Annotated in this window: 14 protein-coding genes and 1 pseudogene; 11 read left to right on the forward strand and 4 right to left on the reverse strand. The window is 58.7% G+C overall.

The window, feature by feature from the left end; genetic code table 11:
- Window positions 1-149: 149 nt before the first annotated feature.
- Window positions 150-353: a hypothetical protein gene (locus NKG95_RS16645; RefSeq protein ID WP_352457028.1), complete on the forward strand. Its 204-nt coding sequence runs from the start codon at window positions 150-152 to the stop codon at window positions 351-353.
- Window positions 354-599: 246 nt separating this feature from the next.
- Here the strand turns inward: NKG95_RS16645 and NKG95_RS16650 are convergent, their stop codons facing one another.
- The 3 genes from NKG95_RS16650 to nifA form a co-directional block, all read right to left on the reverse strand.
- Window positions 600-1,640, reverse strand: a complete 1,041-nt coding sequence (locus NKG95_RS16650) for an LLM class flavin-dependent oxidoreductase (RefSeq protein WP_023719302.1) — start codon at window positions 1,638-1,640, stop codon at window positions 600-602.
- A 91-nt stretch (window positions 1,641-1,731) separates the two neighbouring features.
- Window positions 1,732-2,871, reverse strand: a complete 1,140-nt coding sequence (hisC, locus tag NKG95_RS16655) for a histidinol-phosphate transaminase (RefSeq protein WP_023678255.1) — start codon at window positions 2,869-2,871, stop codon at window positions 1,732-1,734.
- Between the two features lie 235 nt (window positions 2,872-3,106).
- Window positions 3,107-4,879, reverse strand: coding sequence for a nif-specific transcriptional activator NifA (gene nifA, locus NKG95_RS16660; RefSeq protein WP_353041552.1), 1,773 nt, complete (start codon window positions 4,877-4,879; stop codon window positions 3,107-3,109).
- A 736-nt stretch (window positions 4,880-5,615) separates the two neighbouring features.
- On the opposite strand from nifA, the gene NKG95_RS16665 reads away from it, so the two are divergent.
- From NKG95_RS16665 to NKG95_RS16675, 3 genes are all read left to right on the forward strand, one after another.
- Window positions 5,616-5,825, forward strand: a complete 210-nt coding sequence (locus tag NKG95_RS16665) for a hypothetical protein (RefSeq protein WP_156937379.1) — start codon at window positions 5,616-5,618, stop codon at window positions 5,823-5,825.
- A gap of 54 nt (window positions 5,826-5,879) precedes the next feature.
- Window positions 5,880-7,208, forward strand: a complete 1,329-nt coding sequence (locus NKG95_RS16670) for a dicarboxylate/amino acid:cation symporter (RefSeq protein ID WP_352615322.1) — start codon at window positions 5,880-5,882, stop codon at window positions 7,206-7,208.
- Between the two features lie 302 nt (window positions 7,209-7,510).
- Window positions 7,511-8,542, forward strand: a complete 1,032-nt coding sequence (locus NKG95_RS16675; RefSeq protein ID WP_352466665.1) for a LacI family DNA-binding transcriptional regulator — start codon at window positions 7,511-7,513, stop codon at window positions 8,540-8,542.
- A gap of 579 nt (window positions 8,543-9,121) precedes the next feature.
- On the opposite strand, the gene NKG95_RS16680 is transcribed toward NKG95_RS16675, so the two are convergent.
- Entirely contained in the window at window positions 9,122-10,051 is a 930-nt protein-coding gene (locus NKG95_RS16680; RefSeq protein WP_352457033.1) for a LysR family transcriptional regulator, read from the reverse strand.
- A 269-nt stretch (window positions 10,052-10,320) separates the two neighbouring features.
- On the opposite strand from NKG95_RS16680, the gene NKG95_RS16685 reads away from it, so the two are divergent.
- The 7 genes and pseudogenes from NKG95_RS16685 (at window position 10,321) to NKG95_RS16715 (ending at window position 15,615) form a co-directional block, all read left to right on the forward strand.
- Window positions 10,321-10,914, forward strand: a complete 594-nt coding sequence (locus tag NKG95_RS16685) for a NodA family N-acyltransferase (protein ID WP_352483781.1) — start codon at window positions 10,321-10,323, stop codon at window positions 10,912-10,914.
- The gene (nodB, locus tag NKG95_RS16690) at window positions 10,911-11,570 is read left to right on the forward strand and encodes a chitooligosaccharide deacetylase NodB (protein WP_352457035.1); all 660 of its coding nucleotides are present in this window, start codon (window positions 10,911-10,913) and stop codon (window positions 11,568-11,570) included. Before NKG95_RS16685 ends, nodB begins: the two co-directional genes overlap by 4 nt.
- A 14-nt stretch (window positions 11,571-11,584) precedes the next feature.
- A complete protein-coding gene (nodC, locus tag NKG95_RS16695) occupies window positions 11,585-12,910 on the forward strand; it encodes a chitooligosaccharide synthase NodC (RefSeq protein ID WP_352683291.1) in 1,326 nt (441 codons plus the stop codon).
- Window positions 12,911-12,990: 80 nt separating this feature from the next.
- Window positions 12,991-13,587 (forward strand): nodulation methyltransferase NodS, encoded by a 597-nt coding sequence (nodS, locus tag NKG95_RS16700; protein ID WP_031194123.1) that lies wholly within the window; start codon window positions 12,991-12,993, stop codon window positions 13,585-13,587.
- A 35-nt stretch (window positions 13,588-13,622) separates the two neighbouring features.
- Window positions 13,623-13,868 (forward strand): annotated as a pseudogene (locus NKG95_RS16705) (carbamoyltransferase N-terminal domain-containing protein); the annotation flags it as partial.
- A gap of 43 nt (window positions 13,869-13,911) precedes the next feature.
- On the forward strand, window positions 13,912-14,823 hold the full coding sequence (gene nodI / locus NKG95_RS16710) for a nodulation factor ABC transporter ATP-binding protein NodI (protein WP_023719311.1): 912 nt from the start codon (window positions 13,912-13,914) through the stop codon (window positions 14,821-14,823).
- 3 nt (window positions 14,824-14,826) lie between these two features.
- Entirely contained in the window at window positions 14,827-15,615 is a 789-nt protein-coding gene (locus NKG95_RS16715) for an ABC transporter permease (protein WP_353041557.1), read from the forward strand.
- Window positions 15,616-15,657 lie beyond the last annotated feature (42 nt).

The following is a 15,657-nucleotide window of genomic DNA, read 5'->3' on the forward strand; positions in this document are numbered from 1 at the left end:
GCCTTGTGGTACTGACATTGACCTCGGGCGTGCCGGCGGACACTCAGGCCGCCGCAGACGAGGAAGCAGGCAGCATTCATGCAAAGCACTCGCGCGGATCGTGAAGACCGGCTGCGAACGATTTCCTCCAGCGTCGTTATCCGACCGCGGTGCACGCCGCGACATCGGGCGAACTCGCTCCAGGTGGTGTCGCTCGGCGTAGCAAAGCCGCTCGCGAGCGCGCCCTCAACAGCGCCGTAGCGAGTGACGGCTTTGCTACCGCCGAGCCGCTGATGAAGCTGGATGCGGGAGCCGCCACCGGCGCCGCCCCGGTCGAGAAGAACCTCTTGCGGCGGGCTATGGGCAACGACTAGCGCGAGCGCGACGAGCAGATGCGTGCCGGCATCGTGACGCGCTCGGCCATCATCTCCTTAGGATCGTGCAGTCTCACACCGTGCCCAGATGCCGGCCAACGCACAAACCTGGTAATCTGTGCCGCCGGCTCGTCGTCAGTTTGGCCTCCCTCACGATTTCCCAATCCCCACCACGTGCACGCTCGAGCAATGTGAGGGAGCGCTGTTACAACGATTTACCTTCGGATCAGACCGCGAATTTCATGGTCAGCCAAGTCGAGCCATGATTTCGGATTGAATGGTCGTCGCGGTGTATAGGGAAGCATCTAGCGGCAGATTCCCAAATGCCAGTTGACAAAGAAGGTAGTTAGCACCTGCCTCTTCCAACTGACTGAGCAGAGCTTCTCGCACAGACGCTGCTGATCCTACCACGCACAATTCACTCTCGACTGCCGCATCGAAGGTCAGCGGCAGGTTGGGTGGAGTGGGGATAGTGTTAAGCTCGTAAAGGAATTGGAAGCTCTTGAGCCATCGTTCGTAAGCAGGTGCCGCGAGCGAATAGGCATGTGTGTCACAACGCCCAACCACGACCATGCGGAGCAATCCAATAAATGGCGCTCGATCGCCCGCGCCAGTGTTGTCCTCTTGATAGGCGCGGAACGCATCAGTAGTTTTGCGAACAGAAGAGGAAGGTCCTACACACGCGATATTTGCTCCATTCGCAGCGGCCCAGGCTGCGGACTCGGGTCGATTGGCGGCGACCCATGTCGGCGGATGTGGACGCTGATGAGGTCTTAGCGTCAAAGGAACGTCATTGAGCTCAAAATGGCGGCCTTGATAGCACAGCGTGCCAACCTTCATGGCATTAACAAGTATTTCAACAAGAATTTCGCTGGCTTCCGCATAGCGGCCCGGCACCGCGTCCGCACCAATCCCGAAGTAACCCAATTCGATCGGGAGAGCACCGCGCCCTATGCCCAGTTCGAGCCTGCCACCGCTCAACTGGTCCAGCATACAGATCTCTTCGAACGCACGCAGCGGATGATAAAGCGCAAGCAGCATCACCAAGGGTCCGAGACGCAGGCGCCGGGTGCGCTGGGCGACGCTCGATAAGAACAGATTCGGCGATGGACCTCTCCCATGGGGGGTACAGTGGTGCTCTGCGAGATGATAGGCATAGAACCCTAGCTGATCGCACGCCTCTGCTAATATCAGGCGATCTTCGTACTGCCGGGCGATATCGAGGCCGTCCTCGTCCAGATGATCGAAGATGCCGAAGGCTAGGTTTGAAGGAAAGACGTTTGTCACTCGATATTGTCCCCGATTTTAAAGAAAAATGTTGTCGTGCTTGGGTGACCAAGCAAGTCTAAACATAGCAATGTGTGATATCGGATTAGCGTCAGCGTACCGAACGAGCAGAGCCTGACGCTCCCCTGCCCGTGGTGCTTGGTATGTTTAAGCTTCCAACTATATCGCGAGCGGCAGCAAGAAATGCATCCAATTGCTCTTTTGTGCCGATGCTGACGCGGATGCAATGTTCCAAACCATTGTCCGGAAAGTAGGCAACGAGTATCTTTTGCCTTTCCAAGGCTGCTTGCCACCATGAGCCGTCCTGTCCCGCTGGCACACGGGCTAGCAAGAAATTTGCGTGGGAGGGCGTTACGGAAAATCCAAGTTGCGACAGTGCGGCTGTCACTCGCTGTCGTTCATGTCTGATGTGCTTGTGGTTCTCTGCGTAGGCGCCGCGATGCGCAAGCACGCTGATACCAACCGCATGCCCGATCACGTTCATGTTGAAGACGTTCTGGATGTTGCGCAGCCTGCCAATAATCTCAGGGTGACCGAAACCGAAACCGACGCGAATGCCGGCGGCGGCATAGCTCTTCGAAAATGTTCTCAAGATCAGAAGGTTCGAATAACGGTTGATGAGGCGCAGCCCGTGATCGGGTGCAAAGTCGACATAGGCCTCATCAAGGACGACCAGGCGATCCGATTGTGCCACGAGGCGTTCGATATTGCTTATCGAGAGGAATGTTCCGGTCGGATTGTTTGGATTGGCCACCAGAATGAACTTGGCGTCTTTTGCCGGACCGGAAAGCAATTGCTCCATTGGCAGCGAATGAGTTTGACATCCGATCTCGAGAAACTCAGCACCATGCAACATGGCAAGTTTGCGGTTGAACGAAAACCCTGGCGATATCATCGCCACCTTGTCGCCAGGGGCGAGGAAAGCTCTGTAGATGAGTCCGAGCAGTTCAGACGACCCGTTGCCTGCGATGACCTGATCCGTGGATACGCCATAGGTATTGGACGCTGCTTCCCTCAAGCTGATGTTATCGTCGTCCGGATACAGATACTGGCGATTGAGGGCCGCCACTGCACTTTGCATTATGATTGGCGGCAACGGAAACGGGTTCTCATTCGTATTCAGCTTGACAAAACTTTTGTCCGGCGCTGGTCCGTTGGACGGCAGAGCATCTAACTGTCGCGTCCCTTGCGGAAGAGACGAAAGCACAGCTTGCAGTTTTGCATCGGACATATTTTATCTCCGTTTCAGTCGCACAGGGGCATCCGTATGAGCTCGCAACGAGAGCAACATGGCGGACGGATTGACGATGGCAGCGTCGCCTTTCACAAGATGGTCGCAACGCCGGCTGCCACGGGAATTCGGCCAGGCTGTCCTCGGTCGAATCGACTTGACGCGGACGCGGATCTGCATCCCTGCGCGGGCCAAGCCGCTAAGCGGTCTCAGCTAATCCGCCTGAGTCATGCTTTCACAGACGCTTGACCTCGATGCCGTATTTCCTCAGCACGTAGCCAATCTGGCGCGGGGTCAGTCCAAGCAGGCGCGCCGCCTTTGCCTGCACCCAGCCACATCTTTCCATGGCAGCAATGACGCGCTCGGCGTCGGTGGTCCTCGCGCCCAATGAGTGGGTTGCTCCGGCAGGCGGGACTGTGGTGGCGGCCGAACGAGCGGCCGCATCCGGCGGCGTGGCCGGATTCACTGCCTCTGGGAGGATTGGCGCTGGTTGCAGCGCGGCCTTGCCCGATCTGCTCTTCCGCAGCGCCTCGGCAAAGCATTGGTCGTGGGAGCACGCAAAGTCGTTTCTCCCGATTGATCGTCCCTCCGCCAGGATCGCTGTCCGGTGCACGCAATTTTCAAGCTCGCGAATGTTGCCGGGAAATTCACATTTCATCAGTACTTCAATCGCACGCGCATCGAAGGTCAGCGTACGGCCGTTCTCATCGTTGAAATTCTTGAGAAACTCAGCTGCGAGGAGCGGAATATCGCTGCGCCTTTGGCGTAATGCCGGCACCAGCAAGGGAACCACGTTGATGCGATAATATAGGTCGGCACGGAACTCATTCCTTGCAACCGCCTCTTCAAGGTTCCTGTTCGTGGCGGCAATCACGCGAACGTCGACCTTGATGGTCTGGTTGCTGCCGACGCGCTCAAACTCCTGCTCCTGCAGCACGCGCAGTAGCTTTGCCTGGAAGGAGGCCGAGATCTCGCCGATCTCATCCAGAAACAACGTCCCCTTGTCGGCGAGCTCAAAGCGACCCTTGCGGGAATTGAACGCGCTTGTGAAGGCACCCTTCTCATGACCGAACAATTCGGATTCCAGGACTGTCTCTGGCAGCGCTGCACAATTGAGTTTGATGAAGGGCCGCTTGGCGCGCGGCGACAACTCGTGAATTGCCTTGGCGACCAGCTCCTTCCCGGTACCGGATTCGCCTCGCAACAGAACCGTGGTCTTTGCCTTAGCTACCACTGCGATCTTCTCGAGCAGCGCGCTTAGCGCCGGACTATCGCCAATCATCCCCTTGACGTGAACCTTCTTGCGCGGCGGTGCAGGGTGCTTGACACCAGAGAATTGCGTTTGCAGCCGATCTTCCACCTCTGTCGGTCGTTCGCGGTCGCCCGCGGAGAAGCGGTGCAACTTGACTGTCTGTCCCACCATGTTGGCGATCATGGTGAGCAGCCGGACATCATAATCGAGCCGATACGTTGACCTGCTGTCCAAGGCGCGGTCGATAGTCAGCGTGCCTACGGCGTTCCCATCAACACGAATGGGAACGCCAATGAACGACACGGGGTCGGAGGCCCCAAGCACCTCTATGTCAGCGGCAGTGAAGGCCGAATGCACCGCTATGTTCTCGGCGACGAGCGGCGTGTCCGTCGTCACAATCAGATCGATTGCCTTGCGCGGCAGGCGCATCCGGGAGCGCTCATCGCTGTTCTCGTCGCAGCCGGTGACTACGGTGATGTCCAGTGCGCCCTCAGCGTCGAAGAGAGCGATGATGCCGTGCCGCATCTGCACAAACGAGGGCAGGAGATCGACGACCTTGGCCAACGTGACTTCGAGCCGGGCGGGGTCGGTGAGTACTTTCGATATTTCGAAGATGCCGATAAGCGCGTGCTCGTGCGATGGCACAAAAGGGACCGCGGTGTTCGTCTCGGACTTTGGGTAAGCCCTTTTCGCATCCGGAAGCGAAATGCGGCACTCGCTGGCATTTTGTTCTGATTTGGGAATGTTGTGGTGCATGTGATCCTCGATCTCGCGCCATGAAATGCATGCCGGCGGCATGTGCGCCCGCGACGTCGCGGGCAAGCGCGAAAATGCTCTGACGTGAACTCGTGCCACCGCCGTGTGGTCGAGTACAAAGCGGGTCGACCCCTGACGCATCGCTTGGCTCTCCCTCCACGAAGCTTGGCCACGTTCTCGGCTTGCACGGGGGCAACCACACGTTGATTTTCAAAAGACTGGAGCGAGGCGGGATAGTCAATCGAGCTTTCTTTCATTCGTGAAAGGAAACCTCGCGGCCTATGATAGAATTCATCAGTTCTAATTTTTGTCGGCGATGTTGAACGAGAGAAATACGGCGCCGGCGATGCGGTGCCCGAGCGGCTGACCGCGCCGAGTTGCCGGGCCGTGCCAGTCACCAGCGCCTGCGAACCAGGGGCGGGAGCGATAATCACTGCCGACGACACTGGTCGGTCGCGGCAACCGCCATTTCCTCGATATTGATGACGCAGATAAGGCGGCGGCGTCGCGTGTGAAGGCGCGAAGGTGGCGGTCGAAGCGCGGCTTTCTCGGCGGTGCTCGGAACTTCTGAACCGCATCGTCGCGGTCAGCACCAGCGGCGTCAATCCCTACGTCTCGACGTCGCTTTCAAGCTGTCGCTGCAGCGGGAGCGCGGCAAAGAACACGGCAATTCTGCGCCCTGGTGCCAGCGATGCGGCCCTTCCCAAAGTCGGCAAACCGAGGAGCCCGCCACGATGTGCAGCAAAACCGCAAGCCAGAGAGATCGACCGGCAATCTGCCGGAGAACATCAAGCGCGTGCTGGACGGCGGCCTTGTCATTCCCGTCTTGTGCCACCGCATTCATCCCATCATTGGCGAGCCCAACGTCAGTTCAGGTCATGCGGATCCATTTGGCATGGGTATTGCGGCGGCGTTGGTGCAGCGTTCGACCGGAGCGCCGCGATAGGGAGAAGCCCGGGAGAAGTCACGCCACCTCGATCCGGTCAGGGAGAGAGAAACAGTGTCAGCTGCACAAGTCCGCGGCGCGAGTCCCGCGCCCCGCAAACCCTTCTATGCCAAGCTTTACGCGCAGGTGCTTGCCGCCATCGCCCTAGGCGTCGCAATTGGCTATTTCTATCCGGGGACCGGCGAGAGCCTGAAGCCGCTGGGTGATGCCTTCATCAAGCTGGTCAAGATGATCATCGCGCCTGTCATCTTCCTGACAATTGCGACCGGCATTGCCGGCATGAACGATCTTCACAAGGTCGGCCGGGTCGCCGGCAAGGCAATGGTCTATTTCCTCACCTTCTCGACGCTGGCGCTGATCGTCGGCCTCATCGTCGCCAATGTCGTCCAGCCTGGCGCCGGTCTCAACATCGATCCGGCCTCGCTCGATGTCCAGGCCGTGAATACCTATGCCGCAAAGGCCCACGAGCAGTCGGTCACCGGCTTCCTGATGAACATCATCCCGCCAACGATTGTCGGTGCCTTCGCGGAAGGCGACATCCTGCAGGTGCTGTTCTTCTCGGTTCTGTTCGGCATGGCGCTCGCGATGGCCGGAGAGACGGGCAAGCCTGTCGTTTCCTTCCTTCAGGCGCTCATCGCGCCTGTCTTCAAGCTCGTCGGCATTCTGATGAAAGCCGCGCCGATCGGCGCTTTCGGCGCAATGGCCTTCACCATCGGAAGATATGGCATCGGTTCGGTCGTCAACCTCGCGATGCTGGTCGCGACGTTTTATTTCACCGCCTTCCTCTTCGTGTTCGGGGTTCTCGGCGCGGTCTGCCGCTACAACGGCTTTTCGATCTGTTCTCTTATTCGCTACATCAAGGAAGAGCTGCTGCTTGTCCTCGCAACGTCCTCCTCGGAGGCCGCGCTCCCCTCGCTCATGCAGAAGATGGAGAAGGCGGGCGCCAGGCGTTCGGTTGTGGGTCTCGTCATCCCGGCCGGATATTCGTTCAATCTGGACGGCACGAATATCTACATGACCCTGGCGGCCCTCTTCATCGCGCAGGCGACGAACACCGATCTGTCAATCGGCGATCAGGTGCTGCTGCTGCTCGTTGCGATGCTTTCCTCCAAGGGCGCTGCAGGTGTGACAGGTGCGGGCTTCATCACCCTGGCTGCTACGCTCGCCGTAGTTCCGAGTGTTCCCGTTGCTGGGATGGCCCTGATACTCGGCATCGACCGCTTCATGTCCGAATGCCGGGCGTTGACGAATTGCGTTGGTAACGCAGTGGCATCCCTCGTCGTCGCCCGCTGGGAAGGAGAATTGGACCAAGCGCAGATGAAAGCCGCCTTCTGCGGTCATCAGCTTGCCGAGGCATCAAACCGGCTATCCTCCGCCGAGTAAGGGCGACGCACCGCGACCGGTTTCGCCAAGCTGGTCACATGACCTGAACGATCGACTCGCAGGCTCTAAACGGCGCCTCACGGACCATGTATCAGAAGCGCTAAATGTGTGAGTGCAAATCATCGCCGCCCTAAGCGAATGAACCTTCCGTTATACCCGGCCGGTCTACGTCTGGAGTAGTCCAATACGCTGTCGATCATTCAGTATGCGGGCGTCTTCACTTTGCCCACCCGAAAGCATTGTCGAATCGCGCTAGGTGACAGAGAGCCAGCCTGCGTCAAAAACCAATCAGAATAGGACCCATGACCAAGCGCCCCACAATTACCGATCTCGCCCGCGAAGCCCGAGTCAGCGTAGCAACGGTCGATCGGGTTCTGAACGCCCGCCATCCGGTGCGCGAGGAGACCGCGCGGCGGGTCCACGACGCCGCCCACGCGATCGGCTATCATGCTGCCGGGCTCATCAAGCAGCGCTTGCGGCGAGACCTACCGTGCTACCGTCTGGGCTTCATCTTGAGAAAACCGGCCCAGCATTTCTACCAAGACTTTGCGCGCGAGGTCGAAGCGTCGGTCAATTTGGCCCAGTCCTTCCACGGCATTCCGCTCATCCAATTCGCCCCGTCACATATGCCGAGCGACCTAATCGCACCGCTCAAGGATTTGGGCGCACGCTGCCATGCGATCGCGATGGTGGCACCGGACCACCCAAAAATTACAGCAGCGGTTGAGGACCTCAAGGCCAAAGGCATTCCGGTTTTCTCGCTGCTTTCCGACTTCGCCGCCGGCGTGCGACAGGGCTATATCGGCCTCAACAACCGAAAGGTGGGGCGCACGGCCGCTTGGATGGTGTCCAAGGTCGCAAAACGGCCCGGCAAGGTGGCGGTGTTTGTCGGTAGCCATCGTTTCCAGGGGCACGAGCTCCGTGACGTCGGCTTTCGCTCCTATTGCCGTGAGAACGCGCCGACGTTCGAGGTGCTCGATCCGCTTGTGAACCTGGAGAAACGGCAGGTCACCTACGAGGCAACGCTTGATCTCATGCAGCGGGAACCCGAGCTCGTCGGCTTCTATGTCGCCGGGGGCGGCATGGAGGGCGCGATCTCCGCGGTCCGGGAAGAGGGTAAAAGTCGCGATCTCGTCGCGATCGTGAATGAAATCACGCCGGAATCTCGGGCGGCACTCGCTGATAACATCATCACGATGGCGGTCGCCACGCCAATGCGCCGGCTTTCCCAGGAGTTGATAACGCTGATGACGCGGGCTATCGAGACCGGCACTGCTGAAACACCAGGACAGACATTTCTGCCGTTCGACATTCATCTGCCGGAAAATATATGAAACTGATGGCTTCTATCGTAAGCGGGGAAGTTTCCTTTCATAAATGAGAGAAAGTTGATTGATGATCCCATCCACGCGGGGTAGCCGCACCCCACAGGCCTCAGCCGCGGCCCAGGATGAAGCGCCAATTGGTGAACGGATCGGCCACGCGTTCAGGCGGAAGCGCGAGGTAAATTGCCTACATCCGCAGCGTCAATCGCGACCGGCTTCATTGCCAACATCTCGACGTTGTCGGTGCAGGGCGGTGTCGTCAAGGATGCCTCACGCCAGTAGCCGAGCGAGGCCGGCACAGTCCATTGCGATTGACCTCGTCGACCGGCATCTCCTCGCCAGGCCGCGCGTGAAAAGCCGCGGCAAGGCCGGCAAAGTTGGCATTGAGTGGGGCTAGACATCTTCTGGGACTTCGCACGCGAAATCGGAGGCGGCAGTCAACTCAGCACCAACCCGGGCATGTGTTCTGCTCGTTCCTGGCCCTCGTACTCAGCAAGGAACTGCGCCGCTCTGCCGAGCCAAAGGCCTGACGCCCGAATGGCAACCGCTCCTACGCGATCGCGACCGCCTCCAGGAAGCCCGAGACGCTCAATAGCTTTCAAGCAAAGGCGCCAGGCGAGATGCCTCCTGCAACATCATTTCCCGCATCCACAGGCTTGCCGGATCAGTATTGTGAAGCGCGGGCCATTGGACGGCCTCCGTGAATGCGGGATGAGGAAGTGGCGGCGGAAGTCCGACAATCCGCAGGGGTGTTGTTTTTGCGAAATGCTGCGCCAGCCGTAAGGGCATGGTCCCGATGCGGTTGGTGCCTGATAGGACGGGCGCGATCAGGCTAAAGCCCTGTACGACGACCTCGATACGTCTCTCGAAACCGTGCTCGAGCAAATACCACTCCTCCATGGTGGGCTGCCGGGTGTGCCTGAATTTGAGCACGACATGCCCCATCGACAAGTATCGCTCGAATGTAAGTGGCTCTGACAGCTGCTTGTTCGTGCCGCAGCCTACGCATACGAGCATATCTTCGAACAGGGCTGCGCGAGGATGTTTCGACATGAACACTTCCGGCATAATCAGAAAATCAACGTCGCCGCGCCGGAGAAGCTCCTCGGGGTCGTCGCAAATAGGCAGACATTCGAAGCGGACGGCGGGAGCTTCCCGCGCAGTACGCTCTACGATCCTCTTAAAAAGCACGAGCGTGAGGTAATCGGAAAGCATGATTCGGAAGAGACGATCCGATTGGGCTGGGTTAAAGGCGTCGGAGGAAATAATCGATAGCTGGATGTGCAGCAATGCGTCCCGGACTGCTGGGGCAAGCCCCTCCGCGCGCGGTGTCAAAATGAGCTCGCGGCCGTTCATCGTAAATAGCTCATTGCTGAAGTAGGCGCGTAACCGAGCGACGGCGGCGCTCATGGCCGGCTGGCTCAGGTTAATACTGTTGGCCGCGGCAGTGACTTTACGCTCCCTGATCAGAGCGTCCAGCACAACGAGGAGATTCAGATCCAGCCCCTTAAACCGCATATCCTGATCTATCCAGCGTGTGGATGGGCATCATCTAAACAATCAATTTTACGAATTTACGAACCATGCATTAGAGGAACGTAAATGACCGACGTCAAGCTCAAATCGACGGCGCCGCCACACGGGCGGGAACATCGAGAGAGCTCATTGGCGAGCCCCCACCGGCTGGCTCACCGTCGCTAACGACAACGGTTGAGTGCAGCCAACAACGCCGCCGCTTTGGCCGGGTAATGCGGCCCGCAAGAAACTATTTTGAAGAGAGGTCCTGAATGCGCCCTCAGGTGCAGTGGAAATTGTGCTGGGAAAACGAGTTGCAGCTCTCGGACCACGTCGAGCTCGCCCAGTTCTTTCGTAATACCTACGGGCCGACTGGGGCGTCCAACGCAGAACCGTTCGAAGGTAGTCGAAGCTGGGCCGGCGCCAGGCCTGAACTCCGCGCAATCGCCTATGATTCGAACGGTGTAGCGGCTCACATGGGCATACTGCGCCGTTTCATCAAGGTTGACGCGGTCGATCTGTTGGTGGCTGAGCTGGGCCTGTACGGGGTACGTCCGGATCTTGAGAGTCTCGGAATCGCCCATTCAATCCATGTCGTGCTTCCAATACTGCAGGAGCTTGGCGTTCCATTCGCTTTCGGAACCGTCCGGCACGCGCTGCGGAATCATGTTGAGAGGTTCGGGCGGCGATACAGCCCTTTGGCCGTCTTGTCGGGAATTCGCGTGCGCTCCACCCGACCAGAGGCGCGCCTCGACCTGCCGCCCACACGCATTGATGACGCACTCACCATTGTTCTGCCAGTTGGACGGCCGATCAGCGAATGGCCCACGGGCACGATGATCGATCGGAACGGACCAGAGCTATGAGCCGTCCCGATTGCTTGTACGAAGTGCGCCGTGAGTGCTCTGACGGCACCGGCCGTCGCAGCGTTTATCTGACGTTTGACGACGGTCCCAATCCACTTTTCACACCGGAGATTCTGGATGTGCTGGCAGAGCAGCGGGTGCCGGCCACTTTCTTCGTCATCGGCGCCTACGCCTTAGAGCACCCGGATCTAATCCAACGAATGTTTGCAGAAGGGCACGAGCTAGGCAACCACACGATGACTCATCCGGATCTGTACAAATGCGGCTTCGGCGAAGTGCAACGTGAGATCTTTGAAGCGAACGGCGCCATCATGAGGGCGTGCCCTCAGGCCTCGGTGCGCTATATTCGCGCGCCCTACGGGGCCTGGAGCGAAGAAGTCTTCACAGCGTCACAGATCGCCGGGCTGACGGCCCTCCATTGGTCCGTCGACCCTCGAGATTGGTCTCGCCCTGGGGTCGACGCGATTATCGATACCGTGCTCGCCTCTGTCCGGCCGGGCGCAATCGTACTCTTGCACGACGGATGCCCTCCCGGCGAGTTGAGCCAGGGCGCTCACGCCGGTCTGCGCGACCAGACGGTCACGGCGCTGTCCCGGCTGATTCCAGCACTTCATGAGCGCGGATTTGTAATCCGCTCACTTCCTCAACATCACTGAACAAACGAGATCCCATGACTCTTCTTGGTACAACCAGCACTGTGGCCATTTCGCTTTATGCACTGCTCTCGACTGCTTATAAGAGCATGCAGGGGATTTATGCTCTGCCGACAAACGACTCATCGGCGTTGGAGGATCTCGTCGGCTCCGATCAACTGCCCAGCGTGGATGTCATCGTCCCCTGCTTCAACGAGGATCCGCGCACGCTTTCAGAGTGCCTGGCGTCCATTGCAGACCAAGAATACGCCGGAAGACTTCGGGTCTATGTGGTTGATGACGGTTCTGGAAATCGCGAAGCCGTAGGAACTGTCCACGAAACCTACGCGCGCGACCCTAGGTTCGACATCATTTTGCTTCCCGAGAATGTTGGAAAGCGCAAGGCGCAGATCGCCGCGATACGCCGCTCATCCGGGGATTTGGTGCTTAACGTTGATTCAGACACGATACTCGCGTCCGACGTCATCACCAAGCTTGTACCGAAGATGCGAGATCCAGCGGTCGGCGCAGTCATGGGTCAGTTGATTGCCAGTAACCGGAGCGAGAGCTGGCTGACAAGGCTGATAGACATGGAGTACTGGCTGGCTTGCAACGAGGAGCGCGCGGCACAGGCTCGCTTCGGTGCCGTTATGTGCTGTTGCGGCCCATGTGCCATGTACCGCCGGTCTGCGCTCCTTTTGTTACTGGACCAGTACGAGTCGCAATTTTTTCGGGGCAAGCCAAGCGACTTCGGGGAGGATCGCCATCTCACTATCCTCATGCTGAAAGCAGGCTTTCGAACCGAGTACGTTCCGGGCGCCATCGCGGCCACAGTCGTTCCAAACAGACTCGGACCGTATCTGCGCCAACAACTCCGTTGGGCACGAAGCACATTCCGGGACACGCTGCTTGGGCTGCGCTTGCTGCCCGGCCTCAATAGCTATCTCACGTTGGACGTGGTCGGACAGAATCTCGGGCCGCTACTCCTCGCCCTATCGGTACTAACGGGCCTCGCACATTTCGCACTGACAGGCACTGTGCCTTGGTGGACAGGACTGATGATTGTGTCCATGACCATGCTCCGATGCAGCGTGGTAGCATTTCGTGCTCGACAGTTTCGATTTCTGGGCTTTTCCCTGCACACGTTCATCAACATCTTTCTCTTACTTCCCTTGAAGGCCTACGCGCTGTGTACATTGAGCAATAGCGATTGGCTGTCGCGAAGCTCTGCTGTCGCTACATCGAACACTGGGGGAAGACAGACCCCCACCCAAACTCCGATCACTGGATCAAGCAGGGCAGAATTCTCGCCGCATGCGGCTCCGCTTCGCAGGCTCAATCTTGCGCGGATTCTTCGGGATTAGCGCTGTCGAGCAACATCTGCGGCGACGAGTGATCGCTAATTACCTAGGTGGACGAGAGGTGGACGAGTTTGACCCAGAACATGAATCATCAGTTGCTCGATCGGGAATTGGCCGCAGACGATCCGTGGCGCCTCGACGGCAATCCGTTCGAGCGGGAGCGCCACACGCAAATGCTCCAGCTGGCGCTTGCCCAAGGCTCCATTACAAATGCCCTCGAAGTCGGGTGCGCTGCCGGCGCATTCACGGAAAAACTAGCTCCCAACTGCCAAGGGCTCACCGTCATCGATGTGGTGGCGCAAGCGATTGCTCGAGCACGTCAACGGATAAAGGAGCCGTCGCGCATCAACTGGATAGTCTCCGATGTTCAACAGTTTTCGACCGACGAGTTGTTTGACCTGATCGTTGTGGCGGAGGTCCTATACTACCTCGAAGACATAGCCGAGATGCGCGCGGCCGTCAAAAACCTGGTGCGGGTGCTTGCGCCAGGCGGGCATCTGATCTTCGGATCGGCAAGGGATGCTAATTGCCGTCGCTGGGGTCACGCCGCTGGTGCTGAGCCGGTCATCGCCATGCTGAACGAAACGTTGATCGAGGTAGAGCGTCTTGAGTGTCGGGGCGAGTCGGTCAACGAAGACTGCTTGCTCGTCCGTTTCCGGAACCCGCTTTCCGCTTCCTGATCAATCGAATCTATCGCCGTTAACGTGGAGACACTATGCGCATCTGTGGTACCAAGCTGACCCATGATGGGGCGATCGCCCTTGTCGAGGATGGACGGCTCGTCTTCTGCGTTGAGCAGGAAAAGCGGCACAACAATCCGCGTTATCAAACCATCGATAATCTCGACGCAATTGTCGCCGCTTTGGCGGAACAGGGGCTAAATCCTTGTGATGTCGATCAGTTCGTTATCGGCGGCTGGGATGGCGAAGACGAGTCACAGTTTCAGGTCCGGCAGGCAACCAAGCAACCGCCAGTCTTGGCGTCCCTCTCGGTAAAATGAACCCATGTCCATGGTAGCGATCGATCTTACTGACGTAAGCAAAACTTATGACAAGCTCGTTGTCGACAGACTGTCGTTCCGCGTTGCGGCGGGGGAATGCTTCGGGCTCCTGGGACCGAACGGTGCGGGCAAAAGCACGATTGCGCGTATGGTCCTCGGCATGACATCGCCTGATGCGGGGAAGATTACTGTGCTCGGCGCTCCAGTGCCGGCGCGCGCGCGTTTGGCACGTATGCGCATCGGCGTGGTCCCGCAGTTCGACAATCTTGATACCGCGTTCACTGTACGCGAGAACCTGTTGGTGTTCGGGCGCTACTTCCGGATGAGCAGACGCCAGATCGAAGCGGTCATACCATCGCTGCTTGAGTTCGCCCGCCTCGAGAACAAAGCGGATGCGCGCGTCGCCGAACTGTCCGGCGGCATGAAGCGGCGCCTGACGCTCGCGCGTGCGCTGATCAATGACCCGCACTTGCTGGTGATGGACGAGCCGACCACCGGCCTCGATCCGCAGGCCCGCCACCTGATCTGGGAACGGCTGCGATCGCTGCTGGCGCGGGGCAAGACTATTCTTTTGACTACCCATTTCATGGAAGAGGCCGAGCGGCTGTGCGATCGGCTGTGCGTTATGGAGGAGGGGCGCAAGATCGCCGAAGGCCGCCCGTCCGCACTCATTGACGAGCAGATCGGCTGTGACGTGGTCGAGGTCTACGGCGGCAATCCGCATGAACTGGGTGCGCTGATCCGGCCGTACGCACAGCGCATCGAGGTGAGCGGTGAGACGCTTTTTTGCTATGCACCCGATCCGGAGCAGGTGCTGGTGCAGCTACGCGGGCGCGCGGGTCTGCGCCTTCTGCAGCGTCCCCCCAATCTCGAGGATGTGTTCTTGCGGCTAACCGGGCGCGAGATGGAGGACTGAACAATGGGCGAACGTTATGCGGCGGCCATGCCCGCCAATGCGTGGAATTGGGTCGCGGTTTGGCGCCGCAACTATCTTGGATGGAAGAAAATCGGGCTTGCATCGGTTCTCGGCAACCTCGCCGATCCGATGATCTATCTGTTCGGTCTCGGCTTTGGCATCGGAACAATGATAGGTCCTGTTGAGGGCACTTCGTACATTGCGTTTCTCGCGGCTGGCATGGTTGCCACAAGCGCGATGGCATCGGCGACTGCTGAAACGGTTTACGGGAGTTTCGGCCGCATGGACAACCAGCGCACCTGGGAAGGAATGCTATGCACTCAGCTGACGCTCGGCGATATCTTACTCGGCGAATTGGCGTGGGCAGCCACCAAGGCCCTGATGGCGGGCACAGCAATCACTATTGTTGCCACCACGCTCGGCTACACATCGTGGCCATCCATCCTCTGCTTGCTGCCAGTCATCGCTCTCAGTGGCCTCGCCTTCGCGAGTCTAGCGATGGTCGTCACGGCGCTTGCGCCCAGTTATGAATATTTCATATTTTATAATACGCTTGTTATAACACCCATGCTGTTCCTTTGCGGCGCGATGTTTCCGGTCAACCAATTGCCCGGCGCTTTTCAGGACGTCGCCTCCTTGTTGCCGCTCGCACATGCAATTGACCTCATTCGTCCGGCGATGCTTGGCCGTCCGGCCGGCAGCATAGGCCTGCATATCGGCGCGCTTTGCATATACACGGTTTTGCCGTTCTTCCTATCGGTTGCTCTATTTCGTCGTCGGCTGATGCGTTGACGCTACTCACCATTCGTAAAATTGATTCTTTGGGCGATACCC

The organism is Mesorhizobium sp. M1423, assembly GCF_040317575.1.
Lineage (GTDB): Bacteria > Pseudomonadota > Alphaproteobacteria > Rhizobiales > Rhizobiaceae > Mesorhizobium.

Coding starts and splice junctions, on each gene's coding strand:
- nodC (WP_352683291.1), top strand. CDS start 11,585: ATGACTCTTCTTGGTACAACCAGCACTGTGGCCATTTCGCTTTATGCA.
- NKG95_RS16675 (WP_352466665.1), top strand. CDS start 7,511: ATGACCAAGCGCCCCACAATTACCGATCTCGCCCGCGAAGCCCGAGTC.
- nodI (WP_023719311.1), top strand. CDS start 13,912: ATGTCCATGGTAGCGATCGATCTTACTGACGTAAGCAAAACTTATGAC.
- NKG95_RS16715 (WP_353041557.1), top strand. CDS start 14,827: ATGGGCGAACGTTATGCGGCGGCCATGCCCGCCAATGCGTGGAATTGG.
- NKG95_RS16680 (WP_352457033.1), bottom strand. CDS start 10,051: ATGCGGTTTAAGGGGCTGGATCTGAATCTCCTCGTTGTGCTGGACGCT.
- nodB (WP_352457035.1), top strand. CDS start 10,911: ATGAGCCGTCCCGATTGCTTGTACGAAGTGCGCCGTGAGTGCTCTGAC.
- NKG95_RS16685 (WP_352483781.1), top strand. CDS start 10,321: ATGCGCCCTCAGGTGCAGTGGAAATTGTGCTGGGAAAACGAGTTGCAG.
- hisC (WP_023678255.1), bottom strand. CDS start 2,871: ATGTCCGATGCAAAACTGCAAGCTGTGCTTTCGTCTCTTCCGCAAGGG.
- nodS (WP_031194123.1), top strand. CDS start 12,991: ATGAATCATCAGTTGCTCGATCGGGAATTGGCCGCAGACGATCCGTGG.
- nifA (WP_353041552.1), bottom strand. CDS start 4,879: ATGCACCACAACATTCCCAAATCAGAACAAAATGCCAGCGAGTGCCGC.